The following is a 20,539-nucleotide window of genomic DNA, read 5'->3' on the forward strand; positions in this document are numbered from 1 at the left end:
AATCTCAACGTTTTCAACACCACATCCACAGGCAGTAAGGTTTTATGACCCATCACTTAAAATCGCGTGACATTATCGCGCTGGGCTTTATGACATTTGCGCTGTTCGTTGGCGCAGGCAACATCATTTTCCCTCCAATGGTTGGCTTACAGGCGGGTGAACACGTCTGGACCGCCGCGTTTGGTTTCCTGATTACTGCCGTGGGTCTGCCGGTCCTGACCGTTGTCGCGCTGGCGAAAGTCGGCGGCGGCGTGGATAGCCTCAGCACCCCGATTGGTAAAGTGGCGGGCGTACTGCTGGCTACCGTCTGCTATCTGGCCGTTGGCCCGCTGTTTGCGACCCCGCGTACCGCGACCGTTTCCTTCGAAGTAGGTATTGCTCCTCTGACCGGCGACGGCGCGATGCCGCTGTTTATCTACAGCCTGATTTATTTTGCCATCGTGATCCTGGTTTCCCTCTATCCGGGCAAGCTGCTGGACACGGTCGGTAACTTCCTGGCACCGCTGAAAATTGTGGCGCTGATCGTGCTGGCCGTGGCGGCCATCATCTGGCCAGCCGGTCCAATTAGCGACGCGATGGACGCCTATAAAAACGCCGCGTTCTCTAACGGCTTTGTGAACGGCTACCTGACGATGGATACGCTGGGCGCGATGGTGTTTGGTATCGTTATCGTTAACGCCGCGCGTTCCCGCGGTGTGACCGAAGCGCGTCTGCTGACCCGCTATACCATCTGGGCTGGCCTGATGGCCGGTGTAGGCCTGACGCTGCTGTATCTGGCGCTGTTCCGCCTGGGCTCTGATAGCGCGATGCTGGTCGATCAAAACGCCAACGGTGCGGCTATCCTGCACGCTTACGTTCAGCACACCTTCGGTGGTGCGGGCAGTATGCTGCTGGCGGCGCTGATCTTCCTGGCGTGCCTGGTAACCGCGGTTGGCCTGACCTGCGCCTGCGCAGAGTTCTTTGCGCAGTATCTGCCGCTCTCATACCGTACCCTGGTGTTTATCCTCGGTATCTTCTCCATGGCGGTGTCCAACCTCGGTCTGAGCCACCTGATTCAGGTCTCGATTCCGGTGCTGACGGCGATTTATCCGCCGTGCATCGTGCTGGTGGTGTTGAGCTTCACCCGTCCGTGGTGGCATAACTCCTCACGAATTATTGCGCCAGCCATGTTTATCAGCCTGATTTTTGGTATCCTTGACGGGATTAAAGCATCAGCGTTCGCTGAAATTCTGCCAGCCTGGACACAGCGTCTGCCGCTGTCCGAGCAGGGCCTGGCCTGGCTGATGCCTACCGTTGTTGCACTGGTTCTGGCGGTTATCTGGGATCGTGCTGCAGGGCGTCAGGTCGCATCTAACGCTCATTAATCAACGGCAACAAACTGTTTAACCACGGGGCTTAAGGCCCCGTGGTTTTTTGTTTTTTTCGTGTTGAATGGCAAGATTTAAATGGAAAGCACTAACAAACTTAAACGTGGATTGAGCACGCGCCACATCCGCTTTATGGCGCTGGGCTCTGCTATCGGCACCGGTCTTTTTTATGGCTCGGCAGATGCCATCAAAATGGCCGGTCCCAGCGTTCTGCTGGCGTACATTATCGGCGGCGTGGCGGCGTATATCATCATGCGCGCCCTCGGCGAAATGTCGGTTCACAACCCGTCTGCCAGCTCCTTCTCCCGCTACGCGCAGGAAAACCTCGGCCCGCTGGCCGGGTTTATCACCGGCTGGACCTACTGCTTTGAAATTTTGATTGTGGCGATTGCCGACGTGACGGCATTCGGCATCTATATGGGCGTCTGGTTCCCGGCGGTGCCGCACTGGATTTGGGTGCTGAGCGTGGTGCTGATCATTTGCGCCGTCAATCTGATGAGCGTGAAGGTGTTCGGCGAGCTGGAGTTCTGGTTCTCCTTCTTCAAGGTCGCCACCATCATCATCATGATTGTGGCCGGTTTCGGGATCATTATTTGGGGAATTGGCAACGGCGGGCAGCCGACCGGTATTCACAACCTCTGGAGCAACGGTGGCTTCTTCAGCAACGGCTGGCTCGGGATGGTCATGTCGCTGCAAATGGTGATGTTCGCCTACGGCGGTATCGAGATTATCGGTATCACCGCCGGGGAAGCGAAAGATCCGGAGAAGTCCATTCCGCGCGCCATCAACTCGGTGCCGATGCGTATTCTGGTGTTCTATGTGGGTACGCTGTTCGTGATTATGTCCATCTACCCGTGGAATCAGGTGGGTACCAACGGTAGCCCGTTTGTTCTGACCTTCCAGCATATGGGGATTGCCTTTGCGGCCAGCATTCTTAACTTTGTGGTGCTGACTGCGTCGCTTTCCGCGATCAACAGTGACGTCTTTGGCGTGGGCCGTATGCTTCACGGCATGGCGGAGCAGGGCAGCGCGCCGAAGGTGTTCGCCAAAACCTCACGCCGCGGCACGCCGTGGGTGACGGTGGTGGTGATGACCGTAGCGCTGCTGTTCTCGGTTTACCTGAACTACATCATGCCGGAGAACGTTTTCCTGGTGATTGCGTCCCTGGCGACCTTCGCGACGGTATGGGTATGGATCATGATCCTGCTGTCGCAGATTGCCTTCCGCCGTCGTCTGTCGCCGGATGAGGCGAAAGCGCTGAAGTTTAAGGTGCCGGGCGGGGTGGCGACGACCGTGGTCGGGCTGATCTTCCTGGTGTTTATCATTGGCCTGATTGGCTACCACCCGGATACCCGCATTTCCCTGTACGTGGGCTGTGCGTGGATCGTTCTGTTGCTGATCGGCTGGGTGTTTAAGTGCCGCCGCGACCGCCAGCTGGCGGAAGCGCAGTAATATCCATTTTCCCTCTCCCGGTGGGAGAGGGTTAGGGTGAGGGCATCAGGCCGCACAGATGCCTCCTCCCCCGTCCTCCTCCCCCAATAAATCACGTCATGGTGAGCTATCCTTAACCACCCTGTGGCAAGGTGACGTCAATTTCATCAGAGGGGATTCGTGATGTTAAACGCCTGGCACCTTCCGGTTGCCCCATTTGTTAAGCAAAACAAAGACAACCTTGTGATTACGCTCTGGCTGGCGGGGGAAAACCAGCCTGAACGCGTGACGCTTCGCGCCGAAATTGATAACGAAGAGACCGGGCTGAAAATGCACAAGCTGCGCAGCCAGCCGCAGCCGGGGATCACCGCGTGGCGGGCGAATATCGACCTGAGCAGCGGGCAGCCGCGCCGCCGTTACAGCTTCAAGCTGCTGTGGAACAACCGTCAGCTGTGGTTTACCCCGCAGGGGTTTAGCCGTTTCCCGCCCGCGCGGCTGGAGCAGTTTGCCGTCGATTATCCTGATAACGGCCCGCAGTGGGTTAACGAACAGATCTTTTACCAGATTTTCCCGGACCGCTTTGCGCGCAGCGAAAAACGCACCGCCGACCAGGACAAGGTCTATTTCCATCATGCGGCCGGTCACGACATCATTCTGAAAAAATGGGATGAACCGGTGACGGCGCAGGCAGGTGGCTCGACGTTCTACGGCGGCGATCTCGACGGCATCAGCGAAAAGCTGCCGTACCTGAAAAAACTGGGCGTGACGGCGCTGTACCTCAACCCGGTGTTTAAAGCCCCGAGCGTGCACAAATACGATACCGAAGATTATCGCCACGTTGATGAGCAGTTTGGCGGCGACGAGGCGCTGCTGCGCTTGCGTAAGAATACGCAAAAAGAGGGGATGCGCCTGATCCTGGACGGCGTGTTCAACCACAGCGGCGATTCGCACGCCTGGTTTGACCGCCATAACCAGTCGATGGGCGGGGCATGTCATAACCCGGACTCGCCGCAGCGCGACTGGTACAGCTTTAACGAAGAGGGCCGCGCGCTGGACTGGCTGGGATACCCGAGCCTGCCGAAGCTGGATTTCCAGTCGCCTTCTCTGATTGATGAAATTTACGGCGGTGAAGACAGCATCGTCCGTCACTGGCTGAAGGCGCCGTGGAATATGGACGGCTGGCGCCTGGACGTGGTGCATATGCTCGGTGAAGCGGGCGGGGCGCGGAATAACCTTCAGCACGTCGCCGGGATCGCGCGCTCGGCAAAATCGGCCCAGCCGGAGGCGTTTGTGTTTGGCGAACACTTTGGCGACGCGCGCCAGTGGCTGCAAAACGATGCGGAAGATGCGGCGATGAATTATCGCGGCTTTACCTTCCCGCTGTGGGGATTCCTGGCAAATACCGATATCTCCTACGATCCTAACCATATCGATGCCGAAACCTGCGCAGCGTGGATGGATAACTATCGCGCAGGCCTGTCGCATCAGCAGCAGCTGCGGATGTTTAACCAGCTCGATAGCCACGATACCGCGCGCTTTAAATCCCTGCTCGGCAAGGACGTCGCACGTTTCCCCCTGGCGGTCACATGGCTCTTCACCTGGCCGGGTGTGCCGTGCATTTACTACGGAGATGAAGTGGGGCTGGACGGCAACAACGATCCGTTCTGCCGCAAAACCTTCCCGTGGGAGGAAGAGAAACAGGACAAGGTGCTGTTCAGCCTGTATCAGCGGCTGGCGAAACTGCGCAAGCAGAGCCTTGCCCTGCGCTACGGTGGCTGTCAGGTGGTGTACGCCCACGATAACGTGGTGGTGTTTGTCCGCGTCTATAACCAGCAGCGCGTGCTGGTGGCGATCAATCGGGGCGAAGGCTGCGAAGTGGTGCTGGGTGATTCACCGCTGCTAAAGGTGGCGATGTGGAAGAACAAAGAGGGCAAGGCGACGATGCAGGACGGCGTGCTGGCGCTGCCTGCGGTATCCGCGACGGTCTGGCTCGGCAGCTAATCCGCTAATGTTTCCACCTTTTAAGATGGCGCAAATGCAACGATTTGTGTCAATCTTAACGGATTGTATACGGTGAAGGTGGAAACATGGACGAGCTTTACATCCTTGGCTGTTTGTTCCTGGTTTTTGCGCTGCTGGTTGCGCCCGTGCTCGCGGTTATCGGGTTTAATCGAAGCACGGCGGCACAGCAGGAGATCGCCCGGCTACGCCAGCGCATTGAGGCGCTTGAGCAGCGCGGCGCGGCAGAGATAGCGCCGGAGCCAGAACAGGTGCAAGCTGCTACTCCGGCGGTCGTGACCGCGCCGGTGGCTGAGGACGCTCCCGCGCCTGTCGATCCCTGGCGTCCCGAGATTTCCGCTATCGAGGCCGAACCCGCTCCGGCCCCTGCGTCAGCGGCTAAACAGCCTTCTGCCTTTGGCGGCATAGTGACCTCGCTGGCGCGCTGGTTTATGCAGGGTAATCCCCTGGCGAAGCTTGGCATTCTGCTGCTCTTCCTGGGTCTTTCATTCCTGCTGCGCTATACCGTTGAACATTCCCTGTTCCCGCTTGAGCTGCGCCTGGTGGCGACGGCGCTGTTTGCCATCGTTCTGCTGGCGGTTGGGTGGCGGCTGCGGCACAGGCAGCCGGTCTACGCGCTTATCTTGCAGGGAGGGGCGACGGGCATTCTCTACCTGACGGTCTTCGGCGCCTTCCGGCTCTGGCAGATGCTGCCGATGACGCTGGCCTTTGCGCTGCTGGTGGTGATTTGCGCCGCGAGCGTCGGGCTGGCGGTGCTGCAAAAGGCGTTGAGCCTTGCCATGCTGGCGAGCCTCGGTGGATATCTCGCGCCGCTGCTGCTATCTACCGGGGGCGGTAGCTTTGTGGCGCTGTTCTCCTTCTATCTCCTGCTTTCCATCGGCATTCTCGCCATCAGCATCTGGCAGCACTGGCGCGAGCTTAACCTGCTCGGGCTGCTCTTTACCTTTGGCGTGGGCGGCCTGTGGGGGCTGAGTGATTACCAGCCTGAAGACTATTGGATCTGCCAGCTGTTCCTGATTGCCAATACGCTGATCTTCGGCGTGCTGAGCGTAGCGCTGTCGCTGAGGGCGCAGGAGAAAGGGAAGCAGATTATTGACGGCGTGCTGCTGTTTGCCCCGCCGCTGGTGGGTTTTGGGATGCAGTACGGCATGACCCGACACTGGGAATATGGCCCGGCCCTGAGCGCGCTGGGATACGGGGCGTTTTATCTTACCCTCGCGTTCCTTGCGCTGCGGCGCTATCCCTCCATCGGACGACCGCTGGTGATGGCGGCGCTGGCCATCGGCGGCGGATTTGCCACGCTCGCCATTCCGCTGGCGCTCTCCGCGCGCTGGACGGCGATGGCCTGGGCGCTTGAGGGGCTGGGTATCCTCTGGCTGGGCGTGCAGCAGCACCAGCGACGCATGAGCTATAGCGGGACGGCGCTGCTGGTGCTGGCGCTCGGCAGCGCGCTGTGGGCGCAGATGAATGGCGTTACGTCGCTGAGCCTGCTGCTGATCTTCACCATCCTCAGCCTTTGCTGGCTGGCTGCTGCTTGGCTGTGGCGGAACATCTTTCTGCCGGTTAGCTGGGCGCTGCTGGCAGGCGGGCTGCTGTTCTGGCTCGTGGCACTATTTGGCGCGTCGCGGCTGGTGTTGAAGCAGGAATTACCTGTTCTGGCAGGCGTGCTGGCGTTGACGGCGGCGTCGGTCTGGGGCTGGCGGCAGGCTGCGGCTCGTCTGGCGTGGCGGGAACTGGATGCCAGCAAATGGCTGCTGTGGCCGCTGATGCTGGTGATGGTGGGCTATCAGCTCTCGCACCAGCAGATATTTGCCGCCGGCTGGTCAAATCTGGCATGGGGAATCGCGCTTCCTGCCGCGCTGATGCTGCTGCGGCGCGACGGCGCCCGTTTAGCGCCGCGCATCTCTGGGGGGCTGCACCTGTCTCTGTTCTGGATGATTTTACTGGCGCTGGCGGCGGAGCTTTACTGGTTTGCCCGGTCGCTGCCGTGGGGCATGGCGGCCTGGGGCAGCGGGCTGGCGATGGCCGCAGGCGGCGGGGTAATTATGGCGCTCTCTGCGGCGGTACGCCGTCGCGGGTGGCCGTTCCGGGAGTGGCCCGCACTCTACGCGTGTATAGCACCGATCCCCGTGGTCGTGGCGCTGCTGATATTGCTGGTGGTGACCAATTTCCAGGACGGCGTGGTTTACCGTCAGACCTGGCTGCCGCTGGTGAATCCGCTTGAGGAAGGCGCGGCGTTCGCGCTGCTGGGGCTGGTGGTCTTTTATCAGATGGTGGAACGCTACTACCCGGCGCTGCTCTCGCAGGCACGTCCGTGGCCTGTCGTCGCGATTATGGCGTTTGGCTTCTGGTGGCTTAACGGTGCGCTGATGCGCGCCCTGGCCTGGTACGGCGACGTGGCCTGGAATATGGCATCACTGTGGGATTCGCGGCTTATCCAGACCTCGTTTGCCCTGTTCTGGATGCTGAGCGCGCTGGTGATCATGGTCCACGCCACCCGCCGGGCTTCCCGTCAGGAGTGGCTTGGCGGTGCCGCGCTGCTGGGGGTGGTGATGGTTAAACTTATGCTGGTGGACAGCGCGGGCGGAGGCGGTCTGTCACGCGCGGTGGCGTTTATCGGCGTGGCAATACTGGTGCTGATCGTGGGGTATTTCTCGCCGCTGCCGCCCAAAACAGGAGACGAAAAATGAAATGGATGAAAGCGGTAGCCTGTACCGCGCTGCTGGCGCTTGCCGCCCCGGGGTTCTGCGAAGAGGTACAAACGGAATCGCCCCGGGACTATGCCTTTGGCCGCTCGCTGGATACGTCTGCTCCTTCCCAGTGGTATCGGGTGACGCTGCCGCTCGCCGTCTATGCGCAGAGCACGTCGCCGGATCTGCATGACGTTCGCGTCTTTAATCAGTCGGGCGAGCCGGTTCCCTTCAGCCTGGTTACCGCGACGCGCCCGCAGGCGGCAGTGCAATCCACGGCGCTGCGCCTCTTTCCGCTGGACGCGTCGCCCCTTGCGCCTGCGCGAGGGGGTGAGGAGAGCGATAAGATCCTGCTCCGTTCCGCAAACGGCGTTGAGATTGTGCTTGAAGGACAAAATGCCGCCGCAACCGGCCAGCATTATCTGCTGACTCTGCCGGAGCAGGATACGGGGGAAATAAGGCTGTCCCAATTACAGCTGCTCTGGAATACCCCTCAGACGCCGTGGCAGGGAACGGCGTCGGTCTATTACAGCGAGGATCTTAAGCGCTGGTATACCCTGCGTGAGGATATGCCGCTGCTGGACGTGGTGAGCGGGCAGGATCGTCTTAAGCTGGACCGGATCGATACCGATATTGTTTTGTCTCCCGATACGAACCGCTATCTCCTGGTGGTGCTGAACGCGCAGAGCCAGGGAATAACCTTGACCGGCGTAAACGCAATCAGCGCACCTGCCCAGGCGGCCCCGGAAGCGATCGACCTTGAGGGGGAAGGGGAGCAGCTATCGACAAGCGAAGCGCAGTGGCGCTGGGCGCGTCCGCAGCCGCTGAGTGCTGTCAGCATCTCACTGAACGGCGATGGCGTCCTTCCCGTGGAGATAGCGTGGCGCAGTTCGGATAAAGATGCATGGCACCCCCTGAAAAAAGAGGTTCTTTACCGTCTGGAGGGAAAAACGTCTCCACCTGTTTCGCTTAACGGGGGCCTGGTGCAGGCGGTGAAAGTCACGACGCTGAATGCGCGCCTGCCGGAGTACCTGCCGAGCGTCACCGGGCATCGCGATCGCTATGACCTGGTGTTCAACGCGCAGGGAAAAGCACCGTACGTGCTCGCCTGGGGTAACGGGGCGGCAAAACCAGCCAGCGTGGAGCCTGACATGCTGATCCCTGCCGATCTGCGCAAGACCTATGATATGGCGAACCTGCCGCAGGCCGACATTCTGGATGATGTCGCGTTAGGCGGCGAGGGGCGTCTGACCGCGACCTCTGCGTCCGAGCAGGAGAGCAGGATGAACGCGCTGCTGGTGTGGGGTGTGCTGATTGCGGGCGTGATTCTGCTGGCGGGCATGGCCTGGCGCATCTGGCGAGAGACGCAGCGTAAGGCATAAAAAAGGCCCGCATAAGCGGGCCTCTTCCGTAAACCGTGCCGATTACAGGCTGGATACGTTCTCAGACAGGTATTTAGCTACGCCGTCTGGGGAAGCAGCCATACCTTCTTTACCTTTTTCCCACTGAGCCGGGCACACTTCGCCGTGCTCTTCGTGGAACTGCAGCGCGTCAACCATGCGCAGCATTTCGTCGATGTTACGACCCAGCGGCAGATCGTTCACAACCTGGTGACGAACGATGCCGTTTGCGTCGATCAGGAAGGAGCCGCGCAGTGCAACGCCAGCGTCCGGATGTTCGATACCGTAAGCCTGCTGGATTTCGCGTTTGATGTCCGCAACCATTGCGTATTTCACCGCACCGATGCCGCCATTTTCGACAGGGGTGTTACGCCATGCGTTGTGTACAAATTCAGAGTCGAAGGAGACGCCAACCACTTCCACGCCACGCTTCTGGAATTCTTCATAACGTTTGTCGAACGCGATCAGCTCAGACGGGCAAACGAAAGTGAAGTCCATTGGCCAGAAGAACAGAACGGTCGCTTTACCGTTGGTGTGCTGTTTGAAGTTGAAGTTTTCAACGATTTCACCGTTGCCCAGAACTGCTGCAGCTGTAAAATCCGGAGCCGGACGAGTTACCAGAACCATATGATTCTCCTGTAGATACTAAGGTTATTTGGAACGCAACGCGAGCCAGTATAGAGAGTGTTCCTGGATAAGACAAAGAGGTGGTGACAATCGTTCCACCAGCTTTTACCTATCAATGTGAATTCTGTTACAGCTGTTTGTTTTTCGCCTGCGCCATCATGCGTGGATAGAACTGCCAGAATTGGCTCTCCAGCGCATCGTAATGTTCATCCAGGTCATACCAGGAGTCGCGCAGCGCATCCAGCCGCGGGCGGCGGCTTGCCATCCCATTCAGCACATTCTGGATAAAATCCATCTCGCGATAGCGCTCCAGCCAGCGTTCTGACCACAGGTAGTTATTCAGATTCACAAAGCGCGGCGGCGAGTCGGGCAGAATAATCGACACCTGCTGGTGGGCGTAGCGCACAAACGCCGGCAACGGCATCTCCGGCGACAGCTGTTCCCAGTGGCGCGACAGGAAGTGGTCCCACATCACGTCGAGCGTGATCGGGGCAACGCGGCGCGTTTCAGGGCGAAACCACGCTTTGGCTTCCGTCACTTCCGGCAGCTTATCCGTCAGCACGTCGATGCGGCGGTGCATAAAAATCCCGTCGACAACCTCAGGGGAATAGTCCTCAGCGGGGTTGCCGCGCACAAAATCGGCCAGCAAATTGCCGGACAGGGAGCTGTCAGCGAGATGAGCGAGATGCAGGTGAGCGAGAAAATTCATGCGTTTTATTTGTCCAGTGGCGGCTAATTGTTGCAGCAAAAGGGTGTGAGCACTAGACTATGCCGCCTGTTTTTAAGTCACGAGTATACGTCATGCGCGTCGCCGATTTCTCCTTTGAACTACCTGAATCCCTGATTGCTCACTATCCCATGCCTGAGCGCAGCAGCTGTCGCTTACTGTCACTGGATGGGCCAACGGGCGAGCTGACGCACGGTACTTTCACCGATTTGCTCGACAAGCTCAACCCTGGCGATCTGCTGGTCTTTAACAATACCCGCGTGATCCCGGCGCGCCTGTTTGGCCGTAAGGCCAGCGGCGGCAAGATTGAAGTGCTGGTCGAACGTATGCTCGATGATAAACGCATTCTGGCACATATTCGCGCCTCCAAGGCACCGAAGCCGGGCGCGGAGCTGCTGCTCGGCGATGACGAGAGCATTAAAGCGACCATGACCGCGCGCCACGATGCGCTGTTTGAGGTGGAATTCAACGACGAGCGTACGGTGCTCGATATCCTGAACGCCATCGGCCATATGCCGCTGCCGCCGTACATTGAGCGCCCGGACGAAGAGGCTGACCGCGAGCTATACCAGACCGTTTACAGCCAGAAGCCTGGCGCGGTGGCTGCACCCACGGCGGGTCTGCACTTTGATGAGCCGCTGCTGGAAAAGCTGCGTGCCAAAGGCATTGAGATGGCGTTTGTGACGCTGCACGTTGGCGCGGGCACCTTCCAGCCGGTGCGCGTGGACAGCATTGAAGACCACATCATGCACTCCGAGTATGCCGAAGTGCCGCAGGATGTGGTGGACGCGGTGCTGGCGGCGAAAGCGCGGGGTAGCCGCGTCGTGGCCGTCGGTACGACGTCCGTGCGTTCACTGGAGAGCGCCGCGCAGGCTGCAAAGCGCGATCTTATCGAGCCGTTCTTTGGCGATACGCAGATTTTTATCTACCCGGGCTATCAGTACAAAGTGATTGACGCGCTGGTGACCAACTTCCATCTGCCTGAATCGACGCTGATTATGCTGGTCTCCGCGTTTGCGGGTTATCAGCATACGATGAATGCCTACAAGTCTGCGGTAGAACAAAAATATCGCTTTTTTAGCTACGGGGACGCGATGTTTATCACGTACAATCCGCTGGCTTTGAATGAGCGTGTCGGGGAATAAGTCCGCGGCACCGTATTACAACGTTGGACTGTTTTTCTGACGTCGGAGAAAAAATGAAATTTGAACTTGATACCACCGATGGCCGCGCGCGTCGCGGTCGCCTGGTGTTTGATCGCGGCGTGGTGGAAACCCCCGCGTTTATGCCTGTGGGCACATACGGCACCGTAAAAGGGATGACGCCGGAAGAAGTTGAAGCCACTGGCGCACAGATTATCCTCGGCAATACCTTCCACCTGTGGCTGCGTCCGGGTCAGGAGATCATGAAGCTCCACGGCGATCTGCACGATTTTATGCAGTGGAAAGGCCCCATCCTCACCGACTCCGGTGGATTCCAGGTTTTCAGCCTGGGCGATATCCGCAAGATCACCGAGCAGGGCGTACACTTCCGTAACCCGATCAACGGCGATCCGATTTTCCTCGATCCAGAAAAATCGATGGAGATTCAGTACGATCTCGGCTCTGACATCGTGATGATCTTCGACGAATGTACGCCATACCCGGCAGACTGGGACTACGCGAAACGCTCTATGGAGATGTCTCTGCGCTGGGCGAAGCGCAGCCGCGACCGTTTTGACTCCCTGCAGAACAAAAATGCGCTGTTTGGCATTATTCAGGGCAGCGTTTACGAAGATTTACGCGATATCTCTGTTAAAGGTCTGGTAGAGATAGGTTTTGATGGCTACGCTGTCGGCGGTTTGGCTGTGGGTGAGCCGAAGGAGGACATGCACCGCATTCTGGAGCACGTCTGCCCGCAAATCCCGGCGGATAAACCACGATACCTGATGGGTGTGGGTAAACCCGAAGATCTGGTGGAAGGCGTACGTCGCGGCATTGATATGTTCGACTGCGTGATGCCAACCCGCAACGCGCGTAACGGTCATCTGTTCGTTACCGATGGCGTGGTGAAAATCCGTAACGCGAAGCATAAGAGTGACACCAGCCCGCTCGATTCCGAGTGCGATTGCTATACCTGTCGCAATTATTCTCGCGCGTATCTGCATCATCTCGATCGTTGTAACGAGATTTTGGGCGCGCGTCTCAATACGATTCATAATCTTCGCTACTATCAGCGCTTAATGTCTGGTTTACGCAAGGCTATCGAAGAGGGTAAATTAGAGAGCTTCGTGACCGATTTTTACCAACGTCAGGGGCGGGATGTTCCACCGTTGAACGTTGATTAATATTAATAATGAGGGAATTTGAATGAGCTTTTTTATTTCTGATGCGGTAGCGGCAACAGGTGCTCCGGCGCAGGGCAGCCCGATGTCTCTGATCCTGATGCTGGTTGTGTTCGGTCTGATCTTCTACTTCATGATCCTGCGCCCACAGCAGAAGCGTACCAAAGAGCACAAAAAGCTGATGGACTCCATTGCGAAAGGCGATGAAGTGCTGACCAACGGTGGTCTGGTCGGCCGCGTAACCAAAGTGGCTGAAAGCGGCTACATTGCTATCGCCCTGAACGACACCACTGAAGTGGTTATCAAACGTGACTTCGTAGCTGCCGTTCTGCCGAAAGGCACTATGAAGGCGCTGTAATCCCAACTTTTCCCAAAGGGAACTGCCGTGTTAAACCGTTATCCTTTGTGGAAGTACATCATGCTGGTCGTCGTGATTATCGTCGGCCTGCTGTACGCGCTTCCCAACCTGTATGGTGAGGATCCGGCTGTTCAAATCACTGGCGCGCGCGGTGTCGCCGCCAGTGAGCAAACGCTGATCCAGGTCCAGAAAACGTTACAAGAAGAAAAAATTACCGCTAAGTCTGTGGCTCTGGAAGAGGGTGCAATTCTTGCTCGCTTCGACACCACCGACACGCAGCTCCGCGCTCGCGAAGCGCTGATGGGCGTGCTGGGTGACAAATATGTCGTGGCGCTTAACCTTGCTCCTGCAACCCCTCGCTGGCTGGCTGCGCTGAACGCAGAGCCAATGAAACTCGGTCTTGACCTGCGTGGCGGCGTTCACTTCCTGATGGAAGTGGATATGGATACCGCGCTCGGCAAGCTGCAGGAACAGAATATTGACAGCCTGCGCAGCGATCTGCGTGACAAAGGCATCCCATACACTACCGTGCGTAAAGAAGATAACTACGGCATGAGCATCACGTTCCGCGACAGCGCGGCGCGCGATCAGGCTGTAGATTACCTGACCCAACGTCACCGTGACCTGGTGATCACCTCTCAGGGCAGCAACCAGCTGCGTGCGGTGATGACCGATGCGCGTCTGAAAGAAGCGCGTGAATATGCCGTTCAGCAGAACATCAACATTCTGCGTAACCGTGTGAACCAGCTGGGTGTGGCTGAGCCGTTGGTACAGCGTCAGGGTGCTGACCGTATCGTGGTTGAACTGCCGGGTATCCAGGATACCGCGCGTGCGAAAGAGATTCTCGGTGCGACCGCGACGCTGGAATTCCGTCTGGTGAACTCCAATGTCGACCAGTCCGCCGCGGCGTCTGGCCGTATTCCGGGTGACTCCGAAGTGAAACAGACCCGCGAAGGTCAGCCGGTTGTGCTGTACAAGCGCGTGATCCTGACCGGTGACCACATCACTGACTCCACGTCGAGCCAGGATGAGTACAACCAGCCGCAGGTTAACATCTCGCTGGATAGCGCGGGTGGTAACATCATGTCTAACTTCACTAAGGACAACATCGGTAAACCGATGGCGACCCTGTTCGTGGAGTACAAAGACAGCGGTAAGAAAGATGCAAACGGTCGTGCGGTGCTGGTGAAAGAGGAAGAGGTGATTAACATCGCCAACATCCAGTCTCGTCTGGGTAACAGCTTCCGTATTACCGGTATTAACAACCCGAACGAAGCGCGTCAGCTCTCTCTGCTGCTGCGTGCCGGTGCGCTGATTGCGCCAATTCAGATTGTTGAAGAACGTACCATTGGTCCAACGCTGGGTATGCAAAACATCCAGCAGGGTCTGGAAGCGTGTCTGGCCGGTCTGGCGGTCTCTATCCTTTTCATGATCTTCTTCTATAAGAAGTTTGGTCTGATTGCGACGTCCGCGCTGATCGCGAACCTGGTGCTGATCATCGGCATTATGTCCCTGCTGCCGGGGGCGACGCTGACCATGCCGGGGATTGCGGGTATCGTTCTGACCCTTGCGGTGGCGGTCGACGCCAACGTACTGATTAACGAACGTATCAAAGAAGAGTTGAGCAACGGTCGCTCTGTTCAGCAGGCGATTGACGAAGGCTATAAAGGCGCGTTCAGCTCCATTTTCGATGCGAACGTAACAACACTGATTAAGGTTCTTATCCTGTATGCAGTGGGTACTGGCGCGATCAAAGGCTTTGCGATTACAACCGGTATCGGTGTCGCAACGTCAATGTTTACCGCTATTGTCGGCACCCGTGCCATCGTGAACCTGCTGTACGGCGGCAAGCGCGTCAAAAAGCTGTCTATCTGAGGAGTGCGTTGTGGCACAGGAATATACTGTTGAACAATTGAACCATGGCCGTAAAGTCTGGGACTTTATGCGCTGGGACTACTGGGCCTTCGGCATTTCAGGTTTACTGCTGATTCTGTCCATCATCGTTATGGGCGTGAAAGGCTTTAACTGGGGTCTGGATTTCACCGGTGGTACGGTCATCGAGATCTCCCTGGAAAAACCGGTCGATATGGACCAGATGCGTCTGTCTTTGCAGAAAGCGGGCTTTGAAGAGCCGCTGCTGCAGAACTTCGGCAGCAGCCGCGACATCATGGTGCGTATGCCGCCGGTGCACGATGCCAACGGCAGCCAGGAGCTGGGCAGTAAGGTCGTACAGGTCATTAACGAGACCACCAGCCAGAGCGCGGCGGTCAAGCGTATTGAGTTCGTCGGCCCGAGCGTGGGTGCAGACCTGGCGCAGACCGGCGCCATGGCGCTGCTGGTGGCGCTGATCTCCATCCTGGTGTACGTCGGTTTCCGCTTCGAGTGGCGACTGGCGGCCGGTGTGGTTATCGCTCTGGCGCACGACGTGGTGATCACCATGGGCATACTGTCTCTGTTCCACATTGAGATTGACCTGACTATCGTGGCATCCCTGATGTCCGTTATCGGTTACTCACTGAACGACAGTATCGTGGTATCTGACCGTATCCGTGAAAACTTCCGTAAGATCCGTCGCGGCACGCCGTACGAAATCTTTAACGTGTCGTTGACCCAGACGCTGCACCGTACCTTGATCACATCCGGTACCACCCTGATGGTAATCCTGATGCTGTTCCTCTTCGGTGGCCCGGTGCTGGAAGGCTTCTCGCTGACCATGCTGATCGGTGTCTCCATCGGTACGGCGTCGTCCATCTACGTCGCGTCCGCCCTGGCCCTGAAACTCGGTATGAAGCGCGAGCACCTGCTCCAGCAGAAAGTCGAAAAAGAAGGGGCGGATCAGCCGTCCATTCTGCCGTAAGGCGACGTTTAGTGCGTTATCGGAATCCCGGTCTGTTGACCGGGATTTTTTTTATCTGCTCCTGACAAACACTCCTGACAGTATGCTGTCAGGAGCCCTGTCGTAGACTCCTTCTGAACCCAAACAACAGACAGGAGGATGTATGAAAAGCGTAATTAACTGGTTTGAAATTCCGGTCTCGGATATGGATCGCGCCATCAAATTTTATGAGCCGGTCATGCAGCTTGCGCTGCGTCGCGAGAAAATGGATTGCGCAGAGCTGGCGGTTTTTCCGCATGAGGATCCCGCCACCGGTGGGGCGCTGGCAAAATTTGACGGCGTTACACCGTCTTTGCAGGGCGCTATTATTTACCTGCATACTGACAATCTGGCGGCGACGCTCGATCGCATTGCCTCCGCGGGCGGCGAGTGCGTATTTGGCCCGCTGGAACTGCCGCATGGTATCGGCACTATCGCACTGTTTACCGACAGCGAGGGTAACCGCGTCGGCCTCCATCAACCTGCCTGAGAGCGGAATGAGATATGACCCGACGCGCTGACCGTTTGTTTCAGATTGTGCAGATCCTGCGGGGCAGGCGTCTGACAACGGCAGCGCATCTGGCGGACCGGCTTGGCGTGTCCGAGCGCACGGTCTACCGCGATATCCGCGACCTGTCGCTTTCCGGCGTGCCGGTGGAAGGCGAGGCAGGAAGTGGATATCGGCTAATGTCGGGTTTTGATCTGCCGCCGCTGATGCTGACAAATAAAGAATCCGAAGCGCTGATGGTCGCGATTCGCCTGCTCAAAACCTGGGGAGGTGAATCGCTGTCGCGCGAGCTGGAATCGGCCCAGGAGAAGGTGCTGGCTATCCTGCCCGAGGAGAACCGTCGAAAGGCGGAGCAGACGCGGATCTACGCCCCGGATTTTTGCATGCAAAGCCACTCCCGCAGCGATTTTGACATGATCCATCAGGCGATTTCCGCCCAGCGCGTATTGGCGCTGCATTATCGTGATGAAGCCGGGCAGCTCTCAAAACGAGAGGTTCAGCCGCTGGGCTTGTTCTTCTGGGGGGAGCGCTGGCTGCTTGCGGCGTGGTGTGAACGGCGCGATGACTACCGCTGTTTTCGGCTCGACCGGTGTCTCAATATTGTGCAGACGGAGAGGCGGTTCAGCGAGAGTGCGGACAGGTCTTTGGCGGATTTTTTGCGGAAGGTGAGGCAGTAAAAAGCCGGGTGGCGAGGTAAAAGCAAAACGGCAACGTGTGTTGCCGTTTTTAGTATTTGTTCCCTCTCCCTTTGGGAGAGGGTCAGGGTGAGGGCATCAGCCCGCACGGTCCCGCACTGATTAGAAGTTGTAACCCACGACCAGGTAACCACCCCAACCGGTAGAACGGACGTGTTCGTTCATCCATACCAGTTTAGCGTCGTCGTTCCACTGGCCGCCGTTGTGCCAGTAACGTGCCACAACAGAGTAGTGCCAGTGATCGTAGTTCAGCGCCAGGATGTGACTGGAGGCGATGGAGTCATTGGTACGCTGCTTAATACCGTTCTCTGCGTAACCGCTCTTATCGCCCAGATCTGAACCCCAGTCGAAGTTGGTGAAGCCGATGTAGCTCAGGTTACCGCCCCAGAGTTGGGTAATTGGAACAAAGTATTTCACTTTGAAACGGTAGCCATCCCACTCGTTCTGGTTTTCAGCACCGTAGTTCTGCCACTGATATTTCGCGTATACGTTCAGGGACAGGCTCATTGGCAGGCCCGTGTCGATGTCGGTACCCAGACCCATATACCAGGTGCTCTGACGACCAGACTCGTTGCGGCCCATGTCGTAGATATAGTTGTTCGCGAAGTACCACTCTTTAAACGGACCGAAGCTCAGATTGGTGCCGGTCAGCTTGTCGATGGAGAAGCGCGGTTCGATCTCCATGAACAGTGGGGAACCGTGGTTCCAGATACCTTTAGCCTGAGAGTTACCACCGAAGAAGACCGGTGCATCCATATAGCCATAGAAATCAAACCAGTCTTTCTTGGCGAATGCTTCGTATTCCAGGTAGGTATCGTTGCGGATCTGTGGTCCGAAACGGGTGTGGTAGCTGCCTACCACGTTAACGCTCTGGTGCCACCAGTCGGAGAGGTATTGTGGTTTCTCGTTTTCCGCTGCGTTAACAGTGAAAGAGGAGGAAAGTGCCAGAACTGCACCGGCTGCGAGTAATGTTTTTTTCATAATCATGCCACTGATTGAAATTCCCTTCCGGGAGTGAAAAATGCGCGAATTGCGTTTCTAAATATTTCGTGTTTCTGCGGTGCCTATTATAGGAATCCCTGCTCACAAAAATATGTGTTGTTTCACATATCTCTCACACACGTAATCGATTGCGTTCACGTTTGCGTACTTTAAACGGCCGGGATTGTAGCGGCAATCATTTCTGTTGCCAATCCATACGAAATGTAAATGTTAGCGGAGTGACATTTCACTCCGCTCAAAAGGAGGGGATTACTGCGCGGCGGGTTGGATATCGTGAATGCGGATAAAGCCTAACTGATCAGGCGTAAGGCCGCTTAACTGAAGCGGAATATCCACATCGCTGGGCGCTAACACGCTGGCCGGAGCGGTGAACAGCTGATTCTTCACATTCACCTCCTGGTAATTCTCCGTGGTGCCCTGGATCTGTCCCCATTCGACGGTACCGCTAAAGGCTGGCAGCGGATCGTTAGATTCGCCATGAATACGCAATGTTGCGCGCGTACCATCCGCATTCGCCGCCACGTTCACCAGCGACATTTTCAGCGTGCCAATCTGGCTGTTGAGCAGAGCAGGCGTGTTTGCCCCCGGCAGCAGGTACACCCCGCTGGTGGATTTGGCGTTCAGCGCGTTTTGCTGGGTGATCTTCACCGTTTCTTTGTTCAGTTTGTCCATCGCCGTGTTGAGCGTATTCACGCTTTGTTTCATCTGACGGACTTCGGTTTGCTGTGCACAGGCACTGAGGGTGAAGAGGCTCCCCACCAGTAAAATTCTCAGGTAACGTCTTGTCATAGCGTTTATTTCCTTGAAATAACGGATCCCCATAATGGTAGCCAGCAACGCGTCGCCAGACATAGATCCTTTGTCTCAAAAAAGCTCTTCCTTTGTTGTCAGGCCAGATCAGGGTAAAATGAAAATCAGTTAACCAGATAACAGGGATACCGTATGCATTGCCCATTCTGCTCCGCTGTGGATACCAAAGTCATCGACTCTCGTCTTGTGGGCGAAGGGTCTTCAGTGCGCCGTCGTCGGCAGTGTCTGGTGTGCAACGAGCGTTTCACGACCTTTGAGGTTGCAGAACTGGTAATGCCGCGCGTGGTAAAAAGTAACGACGTGCGCGAGCCGTTTAATGAAGAGAAACTGCGCAGCGGAATGCTGAAGGCCCTCGAAAAACGGCCCGTCAGCGCGGATGACGTCGAAATGGCGCTAAACCACATTAAATCTTACCTGCGAGGCCTTGGCGAGCGTGAAGTGCCGAGCAAAATGATCGGCAACCTGGTGATGGAGCAGTTGAAAAAGCTCGATAAGGTCGCCTATATCCGCTTCGCTTCGGTCTACCGCAGCTTCGAAGACATCAAAGAGTTTGGCGAAGAGATCGCCCGCTTACAGGATTAAGCTCATGCACGATGAGATGTACATGGCGCGAGCCATGAAGCTGGCGCAGCGCGGTCGTTTTACCACCCATCCCAACCCGAACGTCGGGTGCGTTATCGTGAAAGATGGCGAGATCGTGGGGGAGGGGTTTCACTATCGTGCAGGCGAGCCGCATGCGGAGGTTCATGCGCTGCGCATGGCCGGTGAGAAGGCGCGCGGCGCCACTGCCTATGTGACGCTGGAGCCCTGCAGCCATCACGGGCGTACGCCGCCGTGCTGTGAAGCGCTGATTGCTGCGGGCGTTTCACGTGTGGTCGCATCGATGCAGGACCCGAATCCGCAGGTGGCCGGACGCGGCCTGTATCGCCTGCAGCAGGAAGGGATTGACGTCAGCCATGGGCTGATGATGCAGGACGCTGAAGCCCTCAACAGAGGCTTCCTGAAGCGCATGCGCACAGGGTTCCCGTATATTCAGCTCAAGCTGGGCGCCTCGCTGGACGGCCGTACGGCGATGGCAAACGGCGAAAGCCAGTGGGTAACTTCGCCACAGGCAAGGCGCGATGTGCAACGTCTGCGCGCGCAAAGCCATGCTATCCTCACCAGCAGTGAAACGGTCCTGGCTGACGATCCGGCCATGACCGTGCGCTGGGATGAACTGAATGCCGATACCCAGGCGCTTTATCCGCAGGAGAACCTGCGTCAGCCGCTGCGTATTGTTATTGATAGCCAGAACCGCGTAACGCCGCAGCACCGCATCGTCCAGCAGCCGGGTGAAACCTGGATTGCGCGCACGATGGAAGATACGCGCGACTGGCCGGAAGGCGTGCGCAGCGTTATGGTGCCGGAGCATAACGGGCATCTGGATCTGGTGGTGCTGATGATGCTGCTCGGCAAGCAGCAGGTGAACAGCATCTGGGTCGAAGCTGGCCCGACGCTCGCCGGCGCGCTGCTTCAGGCGGGGCTGGTGGATGAACTGCTCGTCTACGTTGCACCTAAACTGTTAGGTCACGACGCGCGCGGCCTGTTTGTGCTGCCCGGCCTTGAAAAACTGGCCGACGCACCGCAACTCACATTCAGCGAGATTCGTCCGGTGGGTCCGGATGTCTGCCTCCATTTAACGACAGCGTAATTGCTCCCGAAATAGGG

The 20,539-nt window shown here is 57.4% G+C and carries 18 protein-coding genes; 14 read left to right on the forward strand and 4 right to left on the reverse strand.

The genetic code is table 11. The annotated features are described in order from the left end of the window. The first annotated feature begins 44 nt into the window (after positions 1–44). From brnQ to V1603_RS08185, 5 genes are all read left to right on the forward strand, one after another. Entirely contained in the window at positions 45–1,364 is a 1,320-nt protein-coding gene (brnQ, locus tag V1603_RS08165) for a branched-chain amino acid transporter carrier protein BrnQ (RefSeq protein WP_116341649.1), read from the forward strand. An 81-nt stretch (positions 1,365–1,445) separates the two neighbouring features. Then, entirely contained in the window at positions 1,446–2,819 is a 1,374-nt protein-coding gene (gene proY, locus V1603_RS08170; RefSeq protein ID WP_116341648.1) for a proline-specific permease ProY, read from the forward strand. 162 nt (positions 2,820–2,981) lie between these two features. Then, positions 2,982–4,799: a maltodextrin glucosidase gene (gene malZ / locus V1603_RS08175; RefSeq protein WP_395313750.1), complete on the forward strand. Its 1,818-nt coding sequence runs from the start codon at positions 2,982–2,984 to the stop codon at positions 4,797–4,799. A gap of 86 nt (positions 4,800–4,885) precedes the next feature. Continuing rightward, the gene (locus V1603_RS08180; protein WP_395313751.1) at positions 4,886–7,507 is read left to right on the forward strand and encodes a DUF2339 domain-containing protein; all 2,622 of its coding nucleotides are present in this window, start codon (positions 4,886–4,888) and stop codon (positions 7,505–7,507) included. Further along, a complete protein-coding gene (locus V1603_RS08185; RefSeq protein WP_395313752.1) occupies positions 7,504–8,889 on the forward strand; it encodes a DUF3999 domain-containing protein in 1,386 nt (461 codons plus the stop codon). The genes V1603_RS08180 and V1603_RS08185 overlap by 4 nt, the downstream gene beginning before the upstream one ends. Before the next feature lie 42 nt (positions 8,890–8,931). Here the strand turns inward: V1603_RS08185 and V1603_RS08190 are convergent, their stop codons facing one another. Beyond that, positions 8,932–9,534, reverse strand: a complete 603-nt coding sequence (locus tag V1603_RS08190; RefSeq protein ID WP_003859113.1) for a peroxiredoxin C — start codon at positions 9,532–9,534, stop codon at positions 8,932–8,934. Positions 9,535–9,661: 127 nt separating this feature from the next. Next, complete coding sequence (gene acpH / locus V1603_RS08195; RefSeq protein ID WP_116341640.1) at positions 9,662–10,243, reverse strand: ACP phosphodiesterase; 582 nt, start codon at positions 10,241–10,243, stop codon at positions 9,662–9,664. A gap of 92 nt (positions 10,244–10,335) precedes the next feature. Here acpH and queA point away from each other — a divergent pair, with 92 nt between their 5' ends. The 7 genes from queA (at position 10,336) to V1603_RS08230 (ending at position 17,002) form a co-directional block, all read left to right on the forward strand. Continuing rightward, positions 10,336–11,406 (forward strand): tRNA preQ1(34) S-adenosylmethionine ribosyltransferase-isomerase QueA, encoded by a 1,071-nt coding sequence (gene queA, locus V1603_RS08200; protein ID WP_163330415.1) that lies wholly within the window; start codon positions 10,336–10,338, stop codon positions 11,404–11,406. A gap of 53 nt (positions 11,407–11,459) precedes the next feature. Next, the gene (gene tgt / locus V1603_RS08205; RefSeq protein ID WP_045259930.1) at positions 11,460–12,587 is read left to right on the forward strand and encodes a tRNA guanosine(34) transglycosylase Tgt; all 1,128 of its coding nucleotides are present in this window, start codon (positions 11,460–11,462) and stop codon (positions 12,585–12,587) included. Between the two features lie 22 nt (positions 12,588–12,609). Then, on the forward strand, positions 12,610–12,942 hold the full coding sequence (yajC, locus tag V1603_RS08210) for a preprotein translocase subunit YajC (protein WP_000007630.1): 333 nt from the start codon (positions 12,610–12,612) through the stop codon (positions 12,940–12,942). Positions 12,943–12,969: 27 nt separating this feature from the next. After that, positions 12,970–14,817, forward strand: coding sequence for a protein translocase subunit SecD (gene secD / locus V1603_RS08215; RefSeq protein WP_071888278.1), 1,848 nt, complete (start codon positions 12,970–12,972; stop codon positions 14,815–14,817). 10 nt (positions 14,818–14,827) lie between these two features. After that, on the forward strand, positions 14,828–15,799 hold the full coding sequence (gene secF, locus V1603_RS08220; RefSeq protein ID WP_028012143.1) for a protein translocase subunit SecF: 972 nt from the start codon (positions 14,828–14,830) through the stop codon (positions 15,797–15,799). A gap of 142 nt (positions 15,800–15,941) precedes the next feature. Next, positions 15,942–16,307: a VOC family protein gene (locus V1603_RS08225; RefSeq protein WP_008503341.1), complete on the forward strand. Its 366-nt coding sequence runs from the start codon at positions 15,942–15,944 to the stop codon at positions 16,305–16,307. Positions 16,308–16,321: 14 nt separating this feature from the next. After that, complete coding sequence (locus V1603_RS08230) at positions 16,322–17,002, forward strand: YafY family protein (RefSeq protein WP_116341636.1); 681 nt, start codon at positions 16,322–16,324, stop codon at positions 17,000–17,002. A 120-nt stretch (positions 17,003–17,122) separates the two neighbouring features. On the opposite strand, the gene V1603_RS08235 is transcribed toward V1603_RS08230, so the two are convergent. Together V1603_RS08235 and V1603_RS08240 are read right to left on the reverse strand one after the other, a co-directional pair. Further along, entirely contained in the window at positions 17,123–18,001 is an 879-nt protein-coding gene (locus tag V1603_RS08235) for a nucleoside-specific channel-forming protein Tsx (protein WP_116341805.1), read from the reverse strand. A gap of 270 nt (positions 18,002–18,271) precedes the next feature. Next, a complete protein-coding gene (locus V1603_RS08240) occupies positions 18,272–18,811 on the reverse strand; it encodes a DUF3251 domain-containing protein (RefSeq protein WP_395313753.1) in 540 nt (179 codons plus the stop codon). A 153-nt stretch (positions 18,812–18,964) separates the two neighbouring features. Between V1603_RS08240 and nrdR the strand changes: the two genes are divergently transcribed. Together nrdR and ribD are read left to right on the forward strand one after the other, a co-directional pair. Continuing rightward, the gene (gene nrdR / locus V1603_RS08245; RefSeq protein WP_008503337.1) at positions 18,965–19,414 is read left to right on the forward strand and encodes a transcriptional regulator NrdR; all 450 of its coding nucleotides are present in this window, start codon (positions 18,965–18,967) and stop codon (positions 19,412–19,414) included. A gap of 4 nt (positions 19,415–19,418) precedes the next feature. Further along, positions 19,419–20,522 carry a bifunctional diaminohydroxyphosphoribosylaminopyrimidine deaminase/5-amino-6-(5-phosphoribosylamino)uracil reductase RibD gene (gene ribD / locus V1603_RS08250; protein ID WP_395313754.1) on the forward strand — a complete coding sequence of 368 codons (1,104 nt, stop codon included), beginning with the start codon at positions 19,419–19,421 and terminating at the stop codon, positions 20,520–20,522. Positions 20,523–20,539: the final 17 nt, after the last annotated feature.

The organism is Enterobacter sp. ECC-219 (genome assembly GCF_043966805.1).
Taxonomy (GTDB): Bacteria; Pseudomonadota; Gammaproteobacteria; order Enterobacterales; family Enterobacteriaceae; genus Enterobacter; species Enterobacter cloacae_N.

Excerpts from the sequence above, each read along its gene's own strand:
- proY (WP_116341648.1), top strand. The coding sequence starts at position 1,446 with ATGGAAAGCACTAACAAACTTAAACGTGGATTGAGCACGCGCCACATC.
- nrdR (WP_008503337.1), top strand. The coding sequence starts at position 18,965 with ATGCATTGCCCATTCTGCTCCGCTGTGGATACCAAAGTCATCGACTCT.
- tgt (WP_045259930.1), top strand. The coding sequence starts at position 11,460 with ATGAAATTTGAACTTGATACCACCGATGGCCGCGCGCGTCGCGGTCGC.
- V1603_RS08225 (WP_008503341.1), top strand. The coding sequence starts at position 15,942 with ATGAAAAGCGTAATTAACTGGTTTGAAATTCCGGTCTCGGATATGGAT.
- ribD (WP_395313754.1), top strand. The coding sequence starts at position 19,419 with ATGCACGATGAGATGTACATGGCGCGAGCCATGAAGCTGGCGCAGCGC.
- brnQ (WP_116341649.1), top strand. The coding sequence starts at position 45 with ATGACCCATCACTTAAAATCGCGTGACATTATCGCGCTGGGCTTTATG.
- V1603_RS08180 (WP_395313751.1), top strand. The coding sequence starts at position 4,886 with ATGGACGAGCTTTACATCCTTGGCTGTTTGTTCCTGGTTTTTGCGCTG.
- malZ (WP_395313750.1), top strand. The coding sequence starts at position 2,982 with ATGTTAAACGCCTGGCACCTTCCGGTTGCCCCATTTGTTAAGCAAAAC.
- V1603_RS08185 (WP_395313752.1), top strand. The coding sequence starts at position 7,504 with ATGAAATGGATGAAAGCGGTAGCCTGTACCGCGCTGCTGGCGCTTGCC.
- queA (WP_163330415.1), top strand. The coding sequence starts at position 10,336 with ATGCGCGTCGCCGATTTCTCCTTTGAACTACCTGAATCCCTGATTGCT.
- yajC (WP_000007630.1), top strand. The coding sequence starts at position 12,610 with ATGAGCTTTTTTATTTCTGATGCGGTAGCGGCAACAGGTGCTCCGGCG.
- V1603_RS08235 (WP_116341805.1), bottom strand. The coding sequence starts at position 18,001 with ATGAAAAAAACATTACTCGCAGCCGGTGCAGTTCTGGCACTTTCCTCC.
- V1603_RS08230 (WP_116341636.1), top strand. The coding sequence starts at position 16,322 with ATGACCCGACGCGCTGACCGTTTGTTTCAGATTGTGCAGATCCTGCGG.
- V1603_RS08190 (WP_003859113.1), bottom strand. The coding sequence starts at position 9,534 with ATGGTTCTGGTAACTCGTCCGGCTCCGGATTTTACAGCTGCAGCAGTT.
- acpH (WP_116341640.1), bottom strand. The coding sequence starts at position 10,243 with ATGAATTTTCTCGCTCACCTGCATCTCGCTCATCTCGCTGACAGCTCC.
- V1603_RS08240 (WP_395313753.1), bottom strand. The coding sequence starts at position 18,811 with ATGACAAGACGTTACCTGAGAATTTTACTGGTGGGGAGCCTCTTCACC.